The organism is Pseudohalocynthiibacter aestuariivivens (assembly GCF_018457175.1).
In the GTDB taxonomy this organism is placed as follows: Bacteria; Pseudomonadota; Alphaproteobacteria; order Rhodobacterales; family Rhodobacteraceae; genus Pseudohalocynthiibacter; species Pseudohalocynthiibacter aestuariivivens.
In genome coordinates this window covers 295,013-315,525 of sequence record NZ_JAGFNU010000003.1, presented here as the reverse complement: position 1 = coordinate 315,525, position 20,513 = coordinate 295,013, and the positions used below count along the sequence as shown (strand labels likewise).

Below are 20,513 nucleotides of genomic sequence, written 5' to 3'. Positions count from 1 at the left end.
GGCGCAAACTAGGGTGAAGTGATCGCAGTTGCAACGCGACAATGGGTTGATTGCAGGGGCAAGGCGTGGGTAGTGTCCTGCACGGTCAGACGCGGAGATTTCGATGGCAGAAGTAAAGCAAACGCAAAAAGACGCCTATACATTGATACTGGAAGCGATTGATATCGGGGATTACAAACCCGGTTCGCGACTAGTTGAAAGCGATCTGGCAGAGCGTTTTGGAATGTCGCGTACGCCAATTCGCGAAGCCCTGCAGCGTTTGGAAACGCAGTCGATGCTAACGCGCGATGGCAGGAGCCTGATTGTTGCTTCGCTGGACCATAATCAATTGGCAGAGCTTTATGTTGTGCGTGCAGAGCTTGAAGGGCTGGCCGCACGTCTTGCAGCGCGCCACGCCGCACCCGAAGAGGTGCGCGTTCTACGTGAGATGGTTGAGGATGATCAGAAACTTCTGAGCGATCCCAACGCGCTGTCGCGCGCCAACCGGAGGTTCCACAAACAGATTCATTTGGCATCGCACAACCGGTATCTTGTCCAGCAACTTGACCTTGTTCACCGGTCAATGGCGCTTTTGGCGTCAACATCACTTGCGGCCGAAGGGCGGGGGGAAGGTGCGCTTCAGGAACATAGCGATATCGTTTCCGCTATTGAGAATGGGGACGGTGAAGCCGCCTATCAAGCGCTAAAAGCTCACATTTCAAAGGCCTTTGAAACGCGGCTGAAACTGGATGCCGACGCAGGGTCCTAAGTTTTGGTTTTAGTCGGTGTTGGCTCAAATACACCGTGTTTTGTTTTATCCCAGTAAAATGGCCGCGTTAGTATCTCGTAAAGTGCTTTGTAGGATGCGATTGCACCGAGCGGGAAGTAAAAAAAGAGCGTTGGCACCCACCATTTGAGGAAGCTGTGTTTTTTGCGCGAAACCGCAATGATGCCGACACAAACGGACGTAAGCTCCACAAATAAAAACAAAGCGGCCAAAAAGATAGCAAGGTTTCCTGACATGACCTCTGAAAGAGGGTGCGAAAGGCCAAACATAATCAGCGAAAAAGACCAAAGAAAAGGCGCCAGTACGAATTGTGAAAGTGTGCCGAGGAAAACCAGCTGAAAGCCAAAAAATTGCCGCCAACCAAGTTGCTGTAGCAATAATCGTGGCGAACGCATGTGGACTGCCCAAGTCATGGCGTATCCTTTAAGCCACCGGGAACGCTGCTTAATCCAGGGCACAAACCTGCAATTTGCTTCTTCTTGTGTCACGGTATCAACCAATTCGGTTTTGTAACCGTGGCGGGCAAGTCGGATACCCAAATCAGCGTCTTCGGTCACATTGTGTGCATTCCAGCACCCAAGTTCTTCAAGGGCATCGCGCCGAACGAAAAGCGTGGTTCCGCCAAGCGGAATGGCGAAACCTAGCTTTGCAAGACCGGGCAGGACAAGCCGAAACCAAGACGCATATTCAATTGTAAAACAACGAGATAGCCAATTTGTCCGCGCGTTGTAGTAATCAAGAATACCTTGCAAACATGCCACCTCGGGACCACATTCGCTAAATCGGCGAACGATTTTTTGGATCTGGTCCTGGTCAGGGGAATCTTCGGCGTCGTAGATACCGATAATCGAGCCCCTGCAGAAATCGAGCGCAAAGTTTAACGCGCGCGGTTTGGTGCGCACCTGTTCCTTGGGAACAATAATTGTGCGCACCCATCGTGGTAAACTCGTTTCGGCAAGCGTGTTTTGGGTTGTGTCATCGTCCGCCTCAACCGCAAGGCAGATATCAAGAAACTCTTTCGGATATGTCAGGCGTTTCAGGCGATGTATTAATTGCTGTGCGATTTCTTGTTCTTTGTACAATGGAACAAGCACAGAGACGGTCGGCAGAATGGCTGTTGTGTTCTCCCGATACAAGGCTGTATTTGCAATCTCTGCGGGTCTCGATTTTCGCAATTGGGTAACAACTGCGGCGATTTTCAGAATAGCAAATAGACCCAGCGTGATTATGGCCCATCCGGAAAACAACCCAAACACAACAGATGGAGCGAGCAGCACCCCAAAGATCAAAGCCATCGTTAAGAAAAAAAGGCTGATACGCAGCGCTTTACTGTTCCATGATCGGCAACTTTCGGTCACTGGCACACGCTTTTCTGAACGTTCCACAAGGTTGTCGCTTCGCTGATGGATCAATGACGTGTGAATGGCGTGTTCCGGCGCAATCATCATACGAGGTGTTCCGAGCTGTTGGGGCAGCGAGCGCGCGAATTTGTCAAAGCGTTCCGGGTTAGCGGTTACATAGACAACTCCACCTGGAATGCGCTTCCATGGAACAATACAGTTTCGAATACAGGTTATAAGCCCTACCTGGTTTATGAGTTCCGGGTCAGGTGGTGTGTTTTCGAGATCGGCTATTTCGCAACGCCATTGTTCCTTTAAAGCAAGAAACAGGTTGTTTTCGTTAACCATATTATGTGTCAGCAGAACGTTGCGAAGACACGCACCGCGACGTTTTTTGAGAGCCAGCGCTCTTTCCAAATCTTCGGGCTTGAGATCTCCGCGTTCCACAAGAAGCGGGCCAAGTAAAAGGCGTGTGTTTTTCGCCGGAACGACGCGGGTCGTGACCGCAGTTCTTTCAAGTGGTTTAACGTGCATCATGCGAAATCAGTCCAATTGGCTGAGATCAGAGTTCCGCAATCTGAGTTAATGTTGAGTTAAGCTAATGTTAACAAAAGGTTATTTATGCTTCTGTCTTACTTCATCGCTTCGACAAAACGCTCGAAGAGGTAGTAACTGTCCATAGGGCCGGGGCTGGCTTCCGGGTGGTATTGCACAGAGAACACGGGCCGATCTTTCATGCGCAGACCGCAATTTGAGCCATCAAACAATGATACATGCGTCTCAACAACATTGTCGGGTAATGTTTGACTATCGACCGCAAAGCCGTGGTTCATTGACGTGATCTCGACCTTGCCGGTGTCAAGGTCCTTCACCGGATGGTTCGCGCCGTGATGTCCGTGGTTCATTTTTATTGTTTTTGCACCAAGTGCCAGGGCCAGCATTTGATGGCCAAGACAGATGCCAAAAACAGGAATATCTGATGTGTCGAGGATCTGTTTGATCATAGGGACTGCATATTCACCGGTCGCAGCCGGATCGCCAGGCCCGTTCGACAAGAAAAGTCCGTCTGGATTTTGCGCCAGAATATCCTCGGCAGTCGCGCTCGCGGGTAAAACAGTGACATCGCAGCCAGCCGAGGCCAGGCACCTCAGAATATTGCGTTTCGCACCGTAGTCGACGGCGACGACCTTATGCTTTGGTGCAGTTTGTGGGGTATAGCCTTCTGGCCAAGCCCAACGCATTTCATTCCAGTTGTAAGACTGGGCACATGTCACGTCCTTGGCGAGATCCAATCCTTCAAGGCCCTGAAAAGCGCGCGCTTTTTCAACAAGTTTCTGTATGTCAAAGTTGCCGTCCGGATCATGGACCATGGCGACATGTGGCGCACCTTGCTGCCGAATTGCGCGCGTCAGGCGCCGCGTATCGATACCGCCAATACCTACCCTGCCGCGCCGCTTTAGCCACTCCGTAAGCTCTTCTGTTGCGCGCCAGTTTGACGATTCTGTCGGGTTCCATTTTACAACCATGCCAGCTGCAACCGGGTCGGTCGTTTCGTCGTCTTCTGGGGTAACACCGGTGTTTCCGATGTGTGGGAAAGTGAAAGTGACGATCTGACCAGCATAGGATGGGTCGGTCATGATCTCCTGATAGCCTGTCATCGCCGTGTTGAAACAAAGCTCTGCCTGTGCTTCACCGGTTGCGCCAAATCCGACGCCGTAAAAAATGCTCCCATCCGCCAACACAAGGCACGCGGTACGTTTTGTTTGTGAAGTTATTTCAGCAGTTTTCGCGGTGCTGGCGGTAGACATTATGCGACTCCCCGGCTCAAATTTTCGAGAAACTAAGTGCGTTGCGCGCCGGGGTCAAGGAGATAAGCCGGAAATAGGAAATTTGTGTTATCTATAAAAAACAATAACTTATAGATATGTTGCAAGGTTGTAACAATTCCGATCTGCGGGTAAGGTCACATCCTTATGACGTAAATGGAAGCCTTGAGGATAAGGATGCCGATGGACTTGCAGACCAAACTGAGTTCGGCTTTGAAAGAAGCGATGAAAAGTAAAGATGCAGAGCGTCTCTCAACGCTCCGCCTGATCAGCGCAGCCATCAAAGACCGTGAAATCGCCATGCGTGGTACGGGTGAAGAAACCCGTTTGACAGACGGGGATATCCTTGGAATCCTTGGGAAAATGGTTAAGCAGCGGCACGAAAGTGCACGGGCGTACGAAGAAGGTGGTCGGCTTGAACTTGCCGAGAAAGAGTTGAGCGAGATCACCGTTATCGAGGCGTTTCTGCCAAAGCAATTGTCCGAAGAAGACGCGCAGAAAGCGATCGACAAAGCGATTGCTTCTGTTGGCGCAGAATCAATTCGCGACATGGGAAAAGTCATGAGCGCGCTAAAATCGAAATACACGGGGCAAATGGATTTTGGCCGTGTTGGACCAATGGTCAAAGATCGGCTCGGTTGATCAATTCTGTTAGTTTGCAGACTGATAACGCTCAGACGCGATCTGGTGTCTGGGGGTTATTTGGTACCCTCTGTTTTTGCGCGTCTGAACCTCCGAAACAAACGACCGTCAAGAATGAGAAGCCCGGAAAGCAGCATGAACAGTCCCAGGTAGACGTTGGTCGAAAGAGATTCACTCAGAACAATTGCGCCTAAAACGATGGAAACTGGCGGGACCAAAAGCGTTACAAGCATCGTATTCGACGCGCCTGCGAGGGCGAGTATGCGATAATACAGCAAATAGGCCCCGGCCGTTGCGAAAAAAACGTAGTATCCAATTGCAAGGAGCGTTGAACTTGAAACTGCGAAGCTCGGCACACCGTCGATAATAAAGGCTGCTGGCACCATCACGACAGATGAACCGGTCAGCATACCGGCAGCCGCAACTTCTGGTGCGAGACCACTAAGACGAATGCGGGCCCAGACGCTGGCGAAGGCATAAGAGATTGTACCGCCTATTACCGCCAACTGTGCCAAAGATCGAATGTCGAAGTTGCGAAAAGACTCAAGCCCAATCGCTGTCGCAACCCCTGCAAAGCCAACAACTATACCCATAGTTTTGCGGACCGTTAGCTTTTCGTCCGGAAAAATTACGGTAGCGACCAATGCGCCAAAAATAGCGGTTGCCGCATTGAACACTGCAGTCAGGCCAGACTCTATGTGAAGTTGCCCCCAGGCCATCAGCGAAAAGGGAAGCACATTGTTCAGAATTCCCATCACAAGAAAGGACAGCCAGAGACGCGGTGAGTGCGGAATTGGCAGACCGCGGTACGCCACCCACCCCCAAAGCAGAATCGCGGCCCAGAAGACCCTGTGTGCAACGCTGGTGACAAAACCCACTTCGCGCAGTGTGATCGCAATGGCGAGAAAGCTTCCGCCCCAGATCAAACCGAGAAGGCAGAGTTCCATCCATGCGCGGGTTGGTATGTCTTGCTGTTGTACCATGGGGGCAAAATATTCACGTTATATGCAGGATACGACCCGAAACGTGCTTAAGGTCGTAAATATGAAAGTTGCTCGTTAATCTCGGTGAAAAGCGCCTTGCGTTCGTCTTCGCTCAGGAAAGCGCCGATTTCGACTTCGCGCCCTTCACCGGTCAATGTGACATAGCTTGGAACAGGGCCGCTGGCCGGGTGGATTTGTACGCGTACCCAATGAGGGTTTGCTGACCATTCCTGCTGCGGGCCTCGTGGGTTGTGGCGGATCAATTCAATTCGGTCGGGCCATATAGAAAGAAGTTCAAGCAATTCACCATCGCAGTAACTGCGATTGAGGAAGTACCAGATCAGTGCAACGGCACCAAGCAGGAACGGAAGTAGGGTCCAGACGAAAGGTGTGCCCAGAAGTGGCAGAAGCGGCAGCAGAAGCAATATGCATGTGGCAGCAATAAAAATTACGAATCCGCGCTTGGGAAGCGACCTAAAGGGCCATAGCGATAGCGTGCAAACGGGCGGGTGTCCGTCAGAAAACGCGTAAGAGGCCCCGGATTTACCCGAGGCCTCTTTCGTAGTTCCAGTCCATTCGTAGGGCACTTAGTGACTGTGGCCTTTGTCCCATTCTTCCTGCTTTGGAAGAATTTCGAATGTATGCTCTGGTGGAGGTGTCGGAAGTGTCCACTCAAGCGTGTCAGCGTATTCGTTCCAGTAGTTGTTTTCGGTTACGCGTTTACCGTATTTCAGCGTGTAGAACACGATACCGATGAAGAACACGAACGAAGCGAATGACAGGAATGCGCCGTAAGACGACCAGACGTTCCAGTAAGCAAAGGCTTCAGGATAGTCGATGTAGCGGCGTGGCATACCCTGACGTCCCAGGAAGTGCTGTGGGAAGAAGGTCAGGTTTGCCCCAATGAACATCATCCAGAAGTGCAGCTTACCTGCCCATTCAGGGTACTGACGGCCCGACATTTTACCAATGTAGAAATAGACACCTGCAAAGATACAGAACACCGCACCAAGGCTCATCACATAGTGGAAGTGTGCAACCACATAGTAGGTGTCATGGTAGGCCCGGTCGATACCCGCTTGCGAAAGCACGATCCCGGTTACACCACCAACGGTGAACAGGAAAAGGAAGCCAAACGCCCAGAGCATCGGGGTTTTGAATTCGATCGAACCACCCCAGAGAGTTGCGATCCAGCTAAAGATTTTCACCCCAGTTGGAATCGCGATAACCATTGTCGCCAGCATGAAATAAGATTGCTGCGTCAGCGACATACCAACGGTGTACATGTGGTGTGCCCACACGACAAAACCGAGGACGCCAATCGCGATCAAGGCCCAGACCATCGGCAGATACCCAAAGATTGGTTTCTTAGCGAATGTTCCGATGACGTGGCTGATAATGCCAAAGCCGGGCAGGATGATGATGTAAACTTCAGGGTGACCAAAGAACCACAGAATGTGCTGGTACAGAATGGGATCACCGCCACCAGCAGGGTCAAAGAAGGTTGTTCCGAAGTTCCGGTCTGTCAGAAGCATGGTGATCGCGCCAGCAAGAACCGGCAGGCTGAGAAGAATCAGCCAGGCTGTCACAAAGATTGACCATGAAAACAGCGGCACTTTGAACAGGGTCATGCCCGGTGCGCGCATGTTCAGGAAGGTGGTGATCATGTTGATCGCACCAAGGATGGACGACGCACCCGAAACGTGAACGGCAAAAATCGCCAGGTCCATCGAATAGCCGCCTTCGGTGGTAGACAAAGGTGGGTACAGAACCCAGCCAACGCCAGACCCCAACTGCCCATTACCACCCGGAGACAGCAAAGACGCAACACCCAGCATCGTGCCGGTGATGAACATCCAGAAAGACAGGTTGTTCATACGCGGGAACGCCATGTCCGGCGCGCCGATTTGCAGCGGCATCAGGTAGTTACCGAAACCGCCAAAAAGCGCAGGAATAACAACAAAGAACATCATAAGGACGCCGTGATAAGTGATCATCACGTTCCAAAGATGCCCGTTTGGCGTACAGGTCGCATCAGAAGCGGCAAAGCGCGCACCTTCAAGACACATGTATTGTACGCCGGGTTCCATCAGCTCCATCCGCATGTAAACGGTGAAGAGGACTGAAATCAGGCCAACAACTGCGGCCGAGAAAAGATAAAGGATCCCGATATCTTTGTGATTTGTTGACATAAACCAGCGGGTAAAGAACCCGCGTTCATCATGATGTTCGTGGCCATGAATGGCTGCGTCGGCCATGTCTGCCTCCCAGTTCCCAAAATATTAAGGCGCAAAAGTCACTAACTTTGCGGCACGTTCCGGTACGTTATTAGAATGGTATCGGCCTGCGGGCAATGATCCACTGCGCCGCAGGGCAATTTTTTCTGGCTCAACTGGGTTTTTCTGTCGCTCCCAATGCCATTTAGATAGCTTTTCCGGCTAATTACTCGCTGAACGTTGCAAGATATGCGGCTACATCCTCGCCACCTTCGCGCAGTTTGAAGGTCATCCCCGAGCGCGCAGAATCATCGCTGAGATAGGTGCGAAGAAAGGTTGTTGGGTCGGCTACATACTCAGCAAGCGATTCTTGGTCCCAAACAAGACCGGCTTCTCCAGCTGCGACCAGATCATCGCGATAACGAAAGCCGTCAACAGTTCCGGCCTGACGACCGATCATTCCGAAAAGATTTGGCCCGGTGCGTCCACCGCGAAAGATAACTTCGTCGCCATTTGCGATTGCATGACAGGATTTGCACTTTTTGAAAGCGTCTTCTCCGGCAGCGGCATCGCCTTCAGCAAATGCTGGCAGCGCAGCTGTGGAAATCGCAAGAGCTGCTATCAGTGTAATGGGTTTCATTTTGACCTCGTTTGAACAGGAAGGGAGTCGCGCCTAAAACATAGGATTTATCCTGTAAGTTAAAGGGGGGATGTTGTCGCAGTTTTTCTGGTGTGCTGGTTTAGTACCACTGTTGCGGTCAAACAGGTTCGCTTTCGAAAATTCTATGGAAGCAGCGTTTCAACGCGACATCCAAATCCATCATGGTAACGGGCAACCCCAGATCAACCAGACTTGTGACACCATGTTCCCGAATGCCACAGGGTACGATTCCATCGAAATGGGATAAATCTGGTTCCACATTTATGGATATTCCGTGAAAACTGATCCATTTTCGCAAACGAACACCTATTGCAGCAATCTTGTCTTCTTGCGCGGTGCCATCCGCGTTAAGTGGTTTATCGTGACGCACGACCCAAACACCAACACGCCCCTCCCGGCGTTCCCCTTTGACATTAAATTCTGCAAGGGTTGCGATCACCCACTCTTCAAGTTGGTTGACGAATTTGCGCACATCTCGCCCACGCTCTCCCACATTCAGCATTGCATATGCAACGCGCTGTCCAGGGCCATGGTAGGTATATTGGCCACCGCGTTTGCTGTCATAGACTGGAAACCGGCCAGGGTCTGTCAGATCATCAGAATTGGCCGAGGTTCCTGCTGTATAGAGAGGGGGGTGTTCGAGGAGCCAGATAGCTTCGGTTGCTTCGCCCGAGACGATTCGCGCAACGCGCGCTTCCATTTCGGCCACGGCCGTTTCGTACGGAACCAAGCCTCGAGAGGTCAGCCATTCTACCATTTTCAGCCTCAAATCTGACCAGTTAGCTCAACTTTATAAATCTTTTACGCAGATCGGCTAGCGGCTCTGTGTTAAAATAACGCTTATAAAGCAACAGTTGTTTATAGGAGGCGCACATGTTTTCAAAGCGCATAGTAATGACCTGTCTTGCGGGTGCACTCGCTTTTTCACCAGCTTCAAAAGTGCTTGCTGACGGGGGGGATATTGTAGGGGGTATAATTGGCGGCGTCATCGGGGGTGTTATCGTAAATAGTGCGACAAACAATCAACGGCGCACAACGACCACACAGACGACCCGCAATACATCAGTAAGCAGCGCAACACGCGCCGCCAACCGCGAGACTCAAACATCGCTGAACTATTTTGGTTTCCCTGCCGGAACACCAGATGGCCAGTTGGGTCGGCGCTCACGCGGCGCGATTTCGCAGTATCAGGTTTTCATGGGGTATCCGGCAACGGGCCAGCTTACGCATTACGAACGGGATTTCCTGGTTTCATCATATCACCGGGCCATTTCCGGCGGTTATGAAACAACTCAGATTGTCGCCTCAAGTCCCTATGGCTCCAAAGGCCTTCTTCAAACCTACAGGGACCAGGCGAACGGCACCTATAACCAGCCTTTGCCTCAATCCGCTGGCAAGACGGTAAACGGCTATGATCCTGAAGGTGCGGACGAAAACACACTGGCCTCAACATCAAAAGATGTGCCGGAAATAATCGCAATAATTGAAGGCTCGACCGATACCGAACAAACCGCAATGGTGAGCCTGCCAAACTTTATGGCGGATAGTGGTAATCAGCGTTCGCTTGCATCGCATTGTAACCAAGTCAGTCTTTTGACAAACAGCAACGGTGGTTTTGTAACCGAAGCGTCTATGTCGGATCCGAACTTTGCCTTGAATGAACAATTCTGTCTGGCACGGACTTACGCGATTGCGCAGGGCGAAGACCTTGCAAGCCGGGTGCAAGGTGCAACCAATGCGCAAATAGAGGCGCAGTGCGAAGCGTTCGGGCCTGCGATGAAAGACTATGTAGCTGCGTTGTCGCTGAAGCCGCATGATCAGGTGATGCAGGACGTTAGCGGTTTTATTCTGTCGACAGGAATGTCGCCTGCCCAATTGTCCGGCACGGCGAAAATTTGTCTCTCAGTTGGCTATCGCACCGACAACCTAGATGTCGCGTTGAGTTCAGCGTTGTTGCTGACGGTTCTGGGAGAGCAGGTGTATGGCGAATTGATGGGACACCATCTATCGCAAGGGTTTGGCACCAGCACGCGGCCTGATTTGGCGCTTGCATGGTATCAGATTGGCTTTGATGCGTCCGACAATGGGGCGACGGCCGTCTTTGCACCTGGGAATCCAGACCGAAACGCATTGATCCGCCGCGCGGCCTACCAAGCCAATGGTCAGGATGATCAAGCTGCATTAGGCGAAACCGAAACGGTTCAGCCAGTCACAACGCTGCCAACGTTTTCCTTGAATCCTTAGGGACTTCGCGCGGCAGTTTGCACCGAGTAGAAATATCTGAGGGGCGACCGGTAGGCGCCCCTCGGCTTTGTCAAAATAACCTCTTCACATCCCGCATCCGACTCGCTAATAAGCGCCAACTACCTGATCACGTGCGGTCGTGGCGGAATTGGTAGACGCGCAGCGTTGAGGTCGCTGTGGGGTAACACCCGTGGAAGTTCGAGTCTTCTCGACCGCACCATCACCATCCCCCTTATTTATATAATGGTTAATGAATTAAGGGCTTTAGACCTATATTTTTGTCACACATTATGTCACACATTGGTGTGTGACACTTGAGGTGATGCCGTGAAAAAGATCGAAAACACAATCCAGCGTAAGGGGACGTACTATTCCAATTTGAGAGTCCCTGCTGACCTTCGTGATCAGTTTGGCGGCGTGGAAATGGTTCGTAAAAGCCTCAAAACGTCTGATCCCGACATGGCGCGTGACCGTGTCGCCGTGATGCGAGCAAAGATGAATGCTCAGCGTGACAAGTTCCGAGGAGATGCTGAATGGAAACGACTGGCTGAACTTTTGCCACCAGATCAGAATAAGCTGTTAAGAGACGCAGGAGGTGTTGAAGGATTACTAGCTCAATTCGAAAGAGGAAAAATTGGAATAAAATTTAGGGAGGCTGGAGCGCCTCACCACACACCAAACGATGATAGCGATACGCGCTCGAGTGAAGAGATCGAAGTTGATCTAGCAGGACATCGCGCAGAGATTGCCGCAACTGCAGCTCAAGTGAATGCGGGTGGCAAGGTGCTTAAACGGCTTGGGCAGGATGTCCAACTTATCGGCGATGTTTTTAGCCTTCGTGATTTGATCGAAGAGGGATATTCCGAGACGGTGGACCCCCAAACCGCTGACGCGGTCCGTAACTGTGTCCGTCGCTTTAACGAGTTACATGGTGAACTAGCCCTTAAATCCCTAGAGGTCCGACATCTGCGCGAATACGTGGACGCCATAAAAGGCCTGCCCGCAATAACGTCTGGCAAAGGCATGCGCGATAAGACGCTTCAACAGCTTCTGGCCATTGCGAAGAAAAAGAATTCAAAGACACTGGGCGACAGTACCCTTTCAAAACACGTTTCGATGCTGAAAGGGCTTATGTCGCACGCGGTTACGCAGGGCTATTTGGATGTTAACAGGTGGGCTGTGTACAAGTTCAAGAAAGCAAAAACCAAACATTCGGCTAAAAGCACACGACGCCCATTTACCACTGAAGAGTTAGACAGAATTCTGAATGCTGTCAGATCGTCTAACCAACCACAATTTGGTTCCGAAACCATTGATCGGTGGGCACCGTGGATTGCGTCTCATCACGGCCTCCGCATTCAGGAGGTTTGTCAGCTCAGAATATGTGATTTCCAAGAGCGTGAAGGTATCTGGTGCATGCAGATCACAGACGAGGGGGAAGGCCAGCGTACGAAAAACAAAGCGTCTGTACGGTGGGTGCCGGTCCATCCCAAGCTAATTGTCGAAGGCCTGCGTCAGCAGGTTGCGGAACGGAAAGCGGCTAAGAATCCAGAAAGCTTCGTTTTTCAGTATTGGATGCGATACAAAAAGCGACTGGGGGAACTACAATTCGACGGCAGAGGCCGGGTTTCAGGCGCTTATGGAAAGCGTTTTGCATCTCAGATGGATCGTCTCGAACTACAAGATCCGAGTATTGTATTCCATTCGTTTAGGCATCGACTGCAGGACGCAGCAGATACGGTTGGAATCCCCGACTCGCACCGCCGCTATCTCACGGGCAGGGCAAACAAAGATGCGACTGAAGACGGATATGGGGAAGGCGCATCAATGAAATCTCTTCTTAAAAGCCTTGCACGGATCGATCCCACAACGGGATGAGTTGAATCCCACCTCCTCCGCCAGACGTTTTATTTAATAATTTCAATAACTTAAACGGTTCACGAATCACCTTATTGGACCCCTTATTGGACCCGGTGTTGGACATAACTGCTTCAGATTAGCAGGCTTCCGTACACAACGCTGCAAATCGAACCAGAGTTCGGACAGGGCACTGCACTAAATACTACTGCCACATTGCCTTTTTCGCGCCATTCAAAAGGGGATTTCGTCTTCCACGTCAAACTGCCCAGAGACTAACTCAAACCCTGATCCGGGATCGTTTCTGATCCTAACACGCCGTGCGTAACGCTTAGCCATTTCCGAGAACGGCTCGCCTGCATTGTCGGGCTTCATAAACCCAGATTCAATGAAGTAGCTAGTTAGCTTTTCCAGCGCATTATGATTCAGCTTGAAAGTTCCTGCAGCGTCTATACCGGAGACTTCGCTTGCTAGCGCAGAACCGATGGAGACGCAGCTATCCTCTTCATTGATATGGTAAAAGTATTCATCATTCCAATCGTTTACACCCCACTTCAAGTTACTGTAGAAGATAGGGAAAAGAGAAATCCAGCTACCCCGAATTCTGGCAACATGTTCGGTGCTGGCTGCCGAACCGAATCCAGTGTTTCTACGGCTTGGAAAAATATCGATTTCAATTTTTTCGTCGTGATCCGGAATTTCCGGCAAGGGAATATCTACTTCAAACTGCCCCAGTGCGTCCCTGAACTTCAGGTTCTCTTTTCGGACTTCGTTCAGTTCTTCTAGCGCTTCCACACTGGCAACAGCATCCCCGCGAACCCAGCCAACCCGTGGTTTCGTGGCTTTGGCATTTTCTAGCGCTTCGCGAACTGCGAGTTTCAGTACTCCTATAGAGTCCCATGTCTTGCGCAGCCGACCTTTCGAAACTTCCTCAATGAATTTGCGCAGCCTTTCCTTCCCTTCCGGAGTTTCTTCGGATTTATCGGTTGCTATGCTTCCACGATTGCTGTGCAGCATCACCAAAACAGGCACGCCCTTGGAGGCGGCGTAGTGATATTCTTTTTCTGTGTAGCTCATCCCGTCGTCCGCGACGGTACCGTACCGCGCTGCGATGATTAGGACGTAGTAATCACATTGGTCGATAAGGGATTTGATGAACTCGAACTGATCTTCGTCAGCCGCAGGAAAAGACTCCATCTGTACTGGAAAATCGCCAGTACTGATCACCAAGTCCTGTACCGCTCTTCGTTCTTCCCTGAGGTCCTCAAAGGTCGAACTGATGAACACTTGGTAGCGTTTGTCTGTCACTATATCCGCCCTTGCTCGCTCCTCGTGTGCTATTGTAGCTGGAAATACCGAGCTAATCCAACGCTTATGAAGTGACGTGTCGATGCATGCTTTTACATTCAACATCACACCGAACGACAACTCTTCGTGTCTTTTCTGGCCTTCTTCGAAAACCGTTTTCGGTTGTAATGCCGTTGATTGACGATAGCGATATGAAAGGCCACCCGCGATACTAAGGGGCGCTACACAGCGCAAACTAACTAGCTAGCAATTTCCTGCGTCAGCACTTCCTTGAGCTTCTGTAGCACCCACACAGCCGCCTTTCCTACTCAATGCACGCTGTCTTACTGAAACGTCTTATGCCCCGTTAAGGACGTCCTGCAGCGTTGCTGATTTCTGACAACCAGTAGCGCTGTGATTGTGAAGGAAGGCGAACTTCCGCTAAGAGCCCACAGCGGACTCAAACATGACACAAATCAAGACTCGCACCCCAACTATATGCAAAGCTGAGATTATTAGCATGGAGGGATCGATATGATTTTTGGAGATAGAAGAAAGAACTTGTTTCGTGCCTTAGGTTTAGGGGTAGTCTTGGCGTGCATGTCAGGACTTGCTGCTTCTGCAGACGAAACCGGTGAGAGAGAGTACATGAATTCCTGCGCTTCGTGTCATGGGGTTGATGGAAAAGGCGCTGGACCCGTTGCCAGTGCGCTATCAATAAACATCCCAAAGCCTCTAACGGGGCTGTCTGCTGCTAATGATGGCGAGTTCCCAATGCTGGAGGTTATTCAGATAATTGATGGTCGTACTGGGGTGCGAGGACATGGAACGGCTGCCAGCATGCCCGTCTGGGGAGCGGTCTATAAGTCGCCGATCGTAGGTGAAATCGGGCCCTACGGAGCAGAGATTGCTATACGCGGGCGGATCCTGTCTTTGGCACTCTATCTGGAATCGATACAGGAGTAGACACGACAGGTGAATCTTTGACTGTGCGATCTCGCGCAGCGGTTTGGGTATACGCTTTGAGCGGCCTTTAGCGCGCCCAAACCGAGGGTCTGCTTCGTCCGGATTGCAGTCATACGTCCAAGCCCAATACACACGGCCTCACGATGTACGAATGTCAGTTTTGACGCGTTCAATCGACTTCTGTTAGCATGCTGCTCATATGTTAGAGAAACAAACACCGCGAAGTGCTCCATTTGAAATGAAACCAAGGAGACCGCCCGCGCAAAGGAGAGAAAGATGGTTTGCAATCCTGTCCCGCCCAAAATCATCCATGTTCCGGATTTCCATGCGCTAGCGACGTGTCCTTATTGCAGAGATATACTAGTTGTTTCTCACCACGAGCTGAAGAGTTCTGGTCGCGCACTTGACGGAACTGCGGAATGGGTCTGCTCGCTCTGCAAAGGTATCTCGGCTCGGACAGCCAATACCTGAACATTCGTTCAGTCTTGTCACCTTGGAGACGGTCAATGCTTCTGGTGTGACGAACGGTAGCTCCATCCCGCATAATAGTCATACGTCCAAGCCCAACATTCCTCACAGCCGCTAACGCGGCCCACACCAACACACGAGGCGCTGGGCATGCCGCATCCCAAATGCTGACATAGCACCACAGACACACAGGGCCACAAAGTCTGACAGAGTGCCTATCGACCACTTTGAGCCCACAGCGGACCTAGGGTTGGGTGGCGTGGTTGTATGCAGGTTTTTCTTTAGTAGGTTGGATGGTATAGTGTTCCGACAAGATCTGAAACGGGAGGAAAAACGATGGAACTGAGAGCTGTGGTTAAAGTTGTAAGCGTTGCCGGTTTGGCTTTCTTGTCCCTGTCTAGCGCAACATCGGCGCATGACTTCAACAACTCACAAGGCTGGCAAAATGGTTGGGGTCAAGGTCACATGATGGGTCAGGGTCACATGATGGGTCAAGGTCACATGATGGGTCAGGGTCACATGATGGGTCAGGGCCACATGATGGGTCAGGGTCACATGATGGGTCAGGGCCACATGATGGGTCAGGGCTTCAATGGGCGTGGAAACTATGGGCCCAGTATGATGCAGCCCCTTCGCGAGGATCTTAGCGTAGACGATGTGCGGCACATGATGGGACACAGGCTAAGCTGGATGAATAACCCAAACATCGGGCTTGGCAATGTCGAAGAAAAGGATGCGGACACTATCTCCGCAGACATTGTAACAAAGGACGGTTCGCTTGTGCAGCGACTGCAAATTGATCGGCATACAGGGTGGATGCAGCCCGTCCAGTAATTAGCTTGCGTTACCTCGTTAGCGGTATGGACTGCGGCAAAGATGCCGCCCGAATCGAGGCAGCCGCCAGTGGGGCGGGAGCCGACGGTGTACGCATCTCTGTAGCGACACATGTTATGAGCTTGGAAGCTCCGCTGGAAAAACTTCCCGATATCGAGCGCGCCGTGGCCGACGCCGGTTTCGGAACGGAACGGCTGGAGGAGAATGATGAAGGCACAGATTCTCATCAGGCCCCCGGCTATCGGCGTGCCTTGTGGATCGTGGTGCTGCTCAATATCGGCTACGGCATTATCGAGATGGCAGCCGGGTTTTTCGGTGGATCACAAGCCCTAAAAGCAGATGCACTCGATTTTATTGGCGACGGTTTTATTACCTTACTGGCTCTTGTGGCTGTTGGCTGGACCGTTGCGTGGCGGGCGATGTCCGCGCTCATACAAGGGGTGTTTCTTGGATTTCTCGGTCTAGGTGTCCTTGTGGCGACGCTTTACAGGCTGATTGTTCAGACCTCACCAGATGCAGGGTTGATGGGGGTTTTCGGTGTCGGGGCTTTGATCGTGAACGTGCTGGCGGTCTTACCGCTTCTCAAACATCGAGAGGGCGATGCAAACATGCGTGCGATCTGGTTATTTTCTCGGAACGACGCGATCGGGAACTTGGCAGTTGTAATCGCCGCCGGTCTCGTAGCGCTGTTTGACGCCGCATGGCCCGACCACGTGGTAGCCTTTGGCATTGCGGCGCTGTTTCTGCACGCGTCTTGGACTATTATACAGAATGCGCGTTCCGATCTCAGCACGGTCAAATGTTCACTTAGACTGCAGCAGTTTCAAAAATTATGGATGTCCTATGGCAGTTAAACCCCGCTGAGCAGACATGCGTCCGGACCTTAAAACTGCAACACGGCGTGCCGGTCACGTACCGAAGGAAGCATTAGTACGCCAGTACACAAGCGGGTGAGTGCAGAATTTCTGAGGTGGTGAGATAGTCGACTGCTGAGACGCGGAAAGGGCCAAGCCATTCTGAAACAACGAGAAAGGATTAAACGATAAACCATCGAAGCCCCGCGCTTGCAACACCGCAAGACTGCTGCATAATCAATCCAACCAGATGGGCCAGATACTCTATTAGCTCAAGCAGCGCTTAAGACTATTATCCCTGATGACGGACAAAAGTTCGATTATGTCGGCTCTTGGATTGTCGCGAGAAAGAAGACCAGCTCAAGAACCCTAGATTGTGCTGTAGGTACTCCGCTACCGCCAGTCCCATACTCCCCTTCTTGAGCAATAGTATCAGCGTTAAATCGGTTTCCCCAGATTGGCATCTCGCTGGTTCCGTGACCACGGCTCTGATCAGCGTCAGCGATAACTTCATAGACGCGTTTAATCGGAAACTGTCCTCCGTTACGCTCAGAAATCCTAGTCAGATCAGAGGGCGCACTCTTCAATAAATCAACAATTGGACCATTTCCCTTTCCATTCACACCATGGCAAACTGCACAGTTGGCTATAAACGAGTCCTTGCCGATTTCTTGAGCAACTGACGCGCTTGGAATGGCAATGATGAGTGCCATTGCCGAAAGAATAGATTTTGCGTGATGGATCATTGCTTTCCTCCAGAATTGACAAAGTAGTAAGGGACACCTGATAATCATACAGAGGTTAGCTGGACCGATAATTGATCTTAATCAATGCGTAGGCTTTAAGCGCGGCGAACGGCGCAAGGTATGGCCATCTCCACTTAAATAGTTAACTTTGCCGGGATCAGATGAGATCTCTAACTGGACCGCCGCAGCGCAGAAGGAAAATGCGGCATAGCAACCCGTTGAAAGTCTGCTTCTGAAGTATGAGCCCGTCAGGTTTGCGAGTGCAGCGAACGACCGCGTTAGTAGCTAACCTAGGAAACTCATTTTAAGAAATTACTACACAAAGAAAAACTGGTTGCCTGTAAAATTTTAAGTAGTGTCACAAAGACGCCCAGTAGAACCGCCAAGTTGAGTTTTTGAAATCATCGGCATCAAGCCAAAAAATATATGCAGAATTATCTGTGGCACTAATAGCAATGGTGACCGATAAGGTGCCATCAGCTCCCTCGGTGAATTTGTTGGCCGCCCTCAGACTTGATGCATAAGCATTCAGTAAATTGGCGCGAGACTGCCGAAGTGAGTTCGTTGGGGTGGGAACTTTACTAAGCGCCTCCCGTGCTGTTTGCGTTGCGGACACCAATTCGCGAATTTGTTCTTTTGTTATCGTGTCGCCTTTTCGGCCATGTGTCTGAATAGCTTCTAGAGCAGTTGCCACAAACTGCCTCTCAGCAGTTTGATAAGTTCCGTACGCATTTGTAAACGCCGCCAAGGTTGTTTTGCGTTGCTCCCGCAAATCGATGAAGAATGCACCTATAACGGTTGCAGCCGCCAGAACAAGGCTTGTCAGTGGGTTGTAACCCCAAAACGCTTTCCCGATATTTACGAGTCCAGACATCTCCTCCTTCGATTCAGAAGCTGATAAATCTGTCACACCACCTGTGCGATCGCGAAATTCTCGAACAATGCGTACCAACTCTTATGGGTAGCTCGAGTTGCCCGGCGAATGGTCGCTGAGCGGGACCAAGCGGACCTTGGCCAATCCCTCATGAGCCACGATACGATCAGTAGGGCTGCAAGATAATTCGACGGTCTTTGACCTGTTTGACGTGCTCGATTTCATTTACAGCCTGTCTTGATGGTTCAACACTCGTTTCATCTTCGGCTGTACCAGTTAAGGTAACTACACCTTCTTTTACTTCAACATCTGTCAGCCATGGACTGGTTCCCGGTATCGAAAGGAGTGTATCAATGACTTTGAAGCGAATAATATCGTCATCAGCTTGTATGGGTTCTCCTGCGCCTTCTGGCCTGCTCGCAAGAGCCCGGACGATATCCGAGCGACTGACGATACCAACCAACGTGTCTCCACCAAGCAATGTGTCCTCTGCCATCACCGGTATTCGTTTGACGCCCCTGTTTTGCATGGTTTCCACAATCTCGGTCAACGGACTGGTATCCAAAACCGTCGCCACATTGCTCGACATGACATCCTTTGCGTACAGACCATGAGATTTGTCATAATCCGCGTTTATCCCCAAGCGTGCCGGGAAACCGGCTAGACTTGTCGCGGTTCCGATTTCCTCACGCTGGATTAAATCGCCTTCGCTTACTATTCCGACAAGCTCATGTCCTTTCATGACCGGTACGGCGCTTATTTTCTTCTTGCAGAGCAGCTTGGCAACGTCCCTGACACTCGTCTCGGGGCTTGTCGTTGTAATGTGCGTCGACATAATGTGACGCGCCAAGATTTGAGCCCGTTCCGAACCACTCCGACTTCTTTCTTTTTCACCTATGTTTCCGATATTCTGTTGATTTTCTCTAATAACACCCATCTCTTCCTCCATTCGGTTGATGAGCGACCAAAACGGCTACTCGTATGCCGTGAATGTTCACGGCTGAAGGGTAATGTAAGTGTTTTGTTGAACCGATGAATCCGTTTCACGTAGCATCAGAGAACGGTATTCAAAAGCTTGACTAGTCTCGCTGACAGTGCGCGTTTGCGCGCCCTTCACCACGATATTTTGCGCCTCCGCAAGCGAACCATAGTGAGCATGATCTACCCTTTGATTATAAGGCCTCAAGGCCAAATTTTCAAGAACTAGTGATAAGAAACGCCATTTCCTGTAAAGGCCCGGATTGCCGCACAGAGCTCCTTCGGGCGATCCGCAGTGACCTCAGGCGCGATCGACGTGCTGGCGTTGTGGTCGAGATAAATCTGTTGCATCGCTCAGAACACTAAGACATTCTCAGCTTCTAGCGTGGCGACCGCCAGCTCCGGTATTCTGCTGCGTCTGCTTGAAGCGACCACAAACCGCAGTCGTCCAATTCCTAGAAGAAGGTGGGGTAGCAGCAGGGCCGGGAGTCGCTAGCCGGAGATGTAATGCTCAAGCTGTTCGATGACAAACTTCTGATCGCTGATTATAGACTTTACGAGGTCACCAATCGAAATGAGTCCAATCACTCGATTCTCTTCTAAAACGGGCAGATGGCGCACACCGTTTTCGGTCATGACTGCCATACATTCTTCGACAGATTGCTCGGGTTTTACACAGACAACACGGGTTGACATAATCTCGCCGACGGTTGTTTTTGGCGATGATCTGCCTTTTAGGAACACATTCCGTGCGTAGTGCCGTTCGGTAATGATACCGACCAGTTCTCCGTTCTCTAATACAACGAGTGATCCAACGTCGTTAGATGCCATTTTTGATATAGCATCCAGCACAGTATCATCTGGCCCAACCATCAGAACATTGCGCCCCTTTTCGTTGAGTAATTGATTTACTGTTACCATTTTCTCCTGCTTTCTTGCGGGATGTGAAGTGGCTCATTTAATCTTTATAT

The 20,513-nt window shown here is 51.0% G+C and carries 19 protein-coding genes and 1 tRNA gene; 8 read left to right on the top strand and 12 right to left on the bottom strand.

The features are described from left to right. Positions 1 to 103 precede the first annotated feature (103 nt). Positions 104 to 748, top strand: a complete 645-nt coding sequence (locus J4E70_RS07385; protein WP_213888441.1) for a GntR family transcriptional regulator — start codon at positions 104 to 106, stop codon at positions 746 to 748. Here the strand turns inward: J4E70_RS07385 and J4E70_RS07380 are convergent. Next, positions 745 to 2,643, bottom strand: coding sequence for a glycosyltransferase family 2 protein (locus tag J4E70_RS07380; protein WP_213888440.1), 1,899 nt, complete (start codon positions 2,641 to 2,643; stop codon positions 745 to 747). The genes J4E70_RS07385 and J4E70_RS07380 overlap by 4 nt on opposite strands. A gap of 95 nt (positions 2,644 to 2,738) precedes the next feature. Beyond that, on the bottom strand, positions 2,739 to 3,914 hold the full coding sequence (gene carA / locus J4E70_RS07375) for a glutamine-hydrolyzing carbamoyl-phosphate synthase small subunit (protein WP_213888439.1): 1,176 nt from the start codon (positions 3,912 to 3,914) through the stop codon (positions 2,739 to 2,741). A 201-nt stretch (positions 3,915 to 4,115) separates the two neighbouring features. Between carA and J4E70_RS07370 the strand changes: the two genes are divergently transcribed. Beyond that, the gene (locus J4E70_RS07370; RefSeq protein WP_213888472.1) at positions 4,116 to 4,574 is read left to right on the top strand and encodes a GatB/YqeY domain-containing protein; all 459 of its coding nucleotides are present in this window, start codon (positions 4,116 to 4,118) and stop codon (positions 4,572 to 4,574) included. A gap of 56 nt (positions 4,575 to 4,630) precedes the next feature. Here the strand turns inward: J4E70_RS07370 and J4E70_RS07365 are convergent, their stop codons facing one another. The 5 genes from J4E70_RS07365 to lipB form a co-directional block, all read right to left on the bottom strand. Next, positions 4,631 to 5,557 carry a DMT family transporter gene (locus tag J4E70_RS07365; protein ID WP_213888438.1) on the bottom strand — a complete coding sequence of 309 codons (927 nt, stop codon included), beginning with the start codon at positions 5,555 to 5,557 and terminating at the stop codon, positions 4,631 to 4,633. 47 nt (positions 5,558 to 5,604) lie between these two features. Beyond that, positions 5,605 to 6,144, bottom strand: coding sequence for a DUF2244 domain-containing protein (locus tag J4E70_RS07360; protein WP_213888437.1), 540 nt, complete (start codon positions 6,142 to 6,144; stop codon positions 5,605 to 5,607). After that, positions 6,145 to 7,815, bottom strand: a complete 1,671-nt coding sequence (locus tag J4E70_RS07355) for a cytochrome c oxidase subunit I (protein WP_213888436.1) — start codon at positions 7,813 to 7,815, stop codon at positions 6,145 to 6,147. It abuts the gene before it with no gap. Positions 7,816 to 7,999: 184 nt separating this feature from the next. Next, positions 8,000 to 8,413 (bottom strand): c-type cytochrome, encoded by a 414-nt coding sequence (locus J4E70_RS07350; protein ID WP_213888435.1) that lies wholly within the window; start codon positions 8,411 to 8,413, stop codon positions 8,000 to 8,002. 118 nt (positions 8,414 to 8,531) lie between these two features. Further along, on the bottom strand, positions 8,532 to 9,191 hold the full coding sequence (gene lipB / locus J4E70_RS07345; RefSeq protein WP_213888434.1) for a lipoyl(octanoyl) transferase LipB: 660 nt from the start codon (positions 9,189 to 9,191) through the stop codon (positions 8,532 to 8,534). Between the two features lie 116 nt (positions 9,192 to 9,307). On the opposite strand from lipB, the gene J4E70_RS07340 reads away from it, so the two are divergent. The 3 genes from J4E70_RS07340 (at position 9,308) to J4E70_RS19600 (ending at position 12,556) form a co-directional block, all read left to right on the top strand. Further along, complete coding sequence (locus tag J4E70_RS07340) at positions 9,308 to 10,678, top strand: peptidoglycan-binding domain-containing protein (RefSeq protein WP_213888433.1); 1,371 nt, start codon at positions 9,308 to 9,310, stop codon at positions 10,676 to 10,678. 133 nt (positions 10,679 to 10,811) lie between these two features. Beyond that, a tRNA-Leu gene (locus J4E70_RS07335) sits at positions 10,812 to 10,898 on the top strand. A 107-nt stretch (positions 10,899 to 11,005) separates the two neighbouring features. Next, complete coding sequence (locus J4E70_RS19600) at positions 11,006 to 12,556, top strand: DUF6538 domain-containing protein (RefSeq protein ID WP_213888432.1); 1,551 nt, start codon at positions 11,006 to 11,008, stop codon at positions 12,554 to 12,556. Between the two features lie 213 nt (positions 12,557 to 12,769). Here the strand turns inward: J4E70_RS19600 and J4E70_RS07325 are convergent, their stop codons facing one another. Beyond that, entirely contained in the window at positions 12,770 to 13,843 is a 1,074-nt protein-coding gene (locus J4E70_RS07325; protein WP_213888431.1) for a DUF4062 domain-containing protein, read from the bottom strand. 579 nt (positions 13,844 to 14,422) lie between these two features. Between J4E70_RS07325 and J4E70_RS07320 the strand changes: the two genes are divergently transcribed. The 3 genes from J4E70_RS07320 (at position 14,423) to J4E70_RS07310 (ending at position 16,944) form a co-directional block, all read left to right on the top strand. Next, positions 14,423 to 14,788 (top strand): c-type cytochrome, encoded by a 366-nt coding sequence (locus tag J4E70_RS07320; RefSeq protein WP_246531649.1) that lies wholly within the window; start codon positions 14,423 to 14,425, stop codon positions 14,786 to 14,788. A gap of 804 nt (positions 14,789 to 15,592) precedes the next feature. Further along, complete coding sequence (locus tag J4E70_RS07315; RefSeq protein ID WP_213888429.1) at positions 15,593 to 16,090, top strand: hypothetical protein; 498 nt, start codon at positions 15,593 to 15,595, stop codon at positions 16,088 to 16,090. 5 nt (positions 16,091 to 16,095) lie between these two features. Continuing rightward, positions 16,096 to 16,944 (top strand): cation efflux transmembrane domain-containing protein, encoded by an 849-nt coding sequence (locus J4E70_RS07310; protein WP_343229449.1) that lies wholly within the window; start codon positions 16,096 to 16,098, stop codon positions 16,942 to 16,944. Positions 16,945 to 17,264: 320 nt separating this feature from the next. Here J4E70_RS07310 and J4E70_RS07305 read toward each other — a convergent pair whose 3' ends face one another. From J4E70_RS07305 to J4E70_RS07290, 4 genes are all read right to left on the bottom strand, one after another. Beyond that, positions 17,265 to 17,690, bottom strand: a complete 426-nt coding sequence (locus J4E70_RS07305) for a c-type cytochrome (protein ID WP_213888428.1) — start codon at positions 17,688 to 17,690, stop codon at positions 17,265 to 17,267. Positions 17,691 to 18,048: 358 nt separating this feature from the next. Continuing rightward, entirely contained in the window at positions 18,049 to 18,600 is a 552-nt protein-coding gene (locus tag J4E70_RS07300) for a hypothetical protein (RefSeq protein WP_213888427.1), read from the bottom strand. Positions 18,601 to 18,730: 130 nt separating this feature from the next. Next, the gene (locus tag J4E70_RS07295; protein WP_213888426.1) at positions 18,731 to 19,501 is read right to left on the bottom strand and encodes a CBS domain-containing protein; all 771 of its coding nucleotides are present in this window, start codon (positions 19,499 to 19,501) and stop codon (positions 18,731 to 18,733) included. 533 nt (positions 19,502 to 20,034) lie between these two features. Next, positions 20,035 to 20,463 (bottom strand): CBS domain-containing protein, encoded by a 429-nt coding sequence (locus J4E70_RS07290; protein ID WP_213888425.1) that lies wholly within the window; start codon positions 20,461 to 20,463, stop codon positions 20,035 to 20,037. Positions 20,464 to 20,513 lie beyond the last annotated feature (50 nt).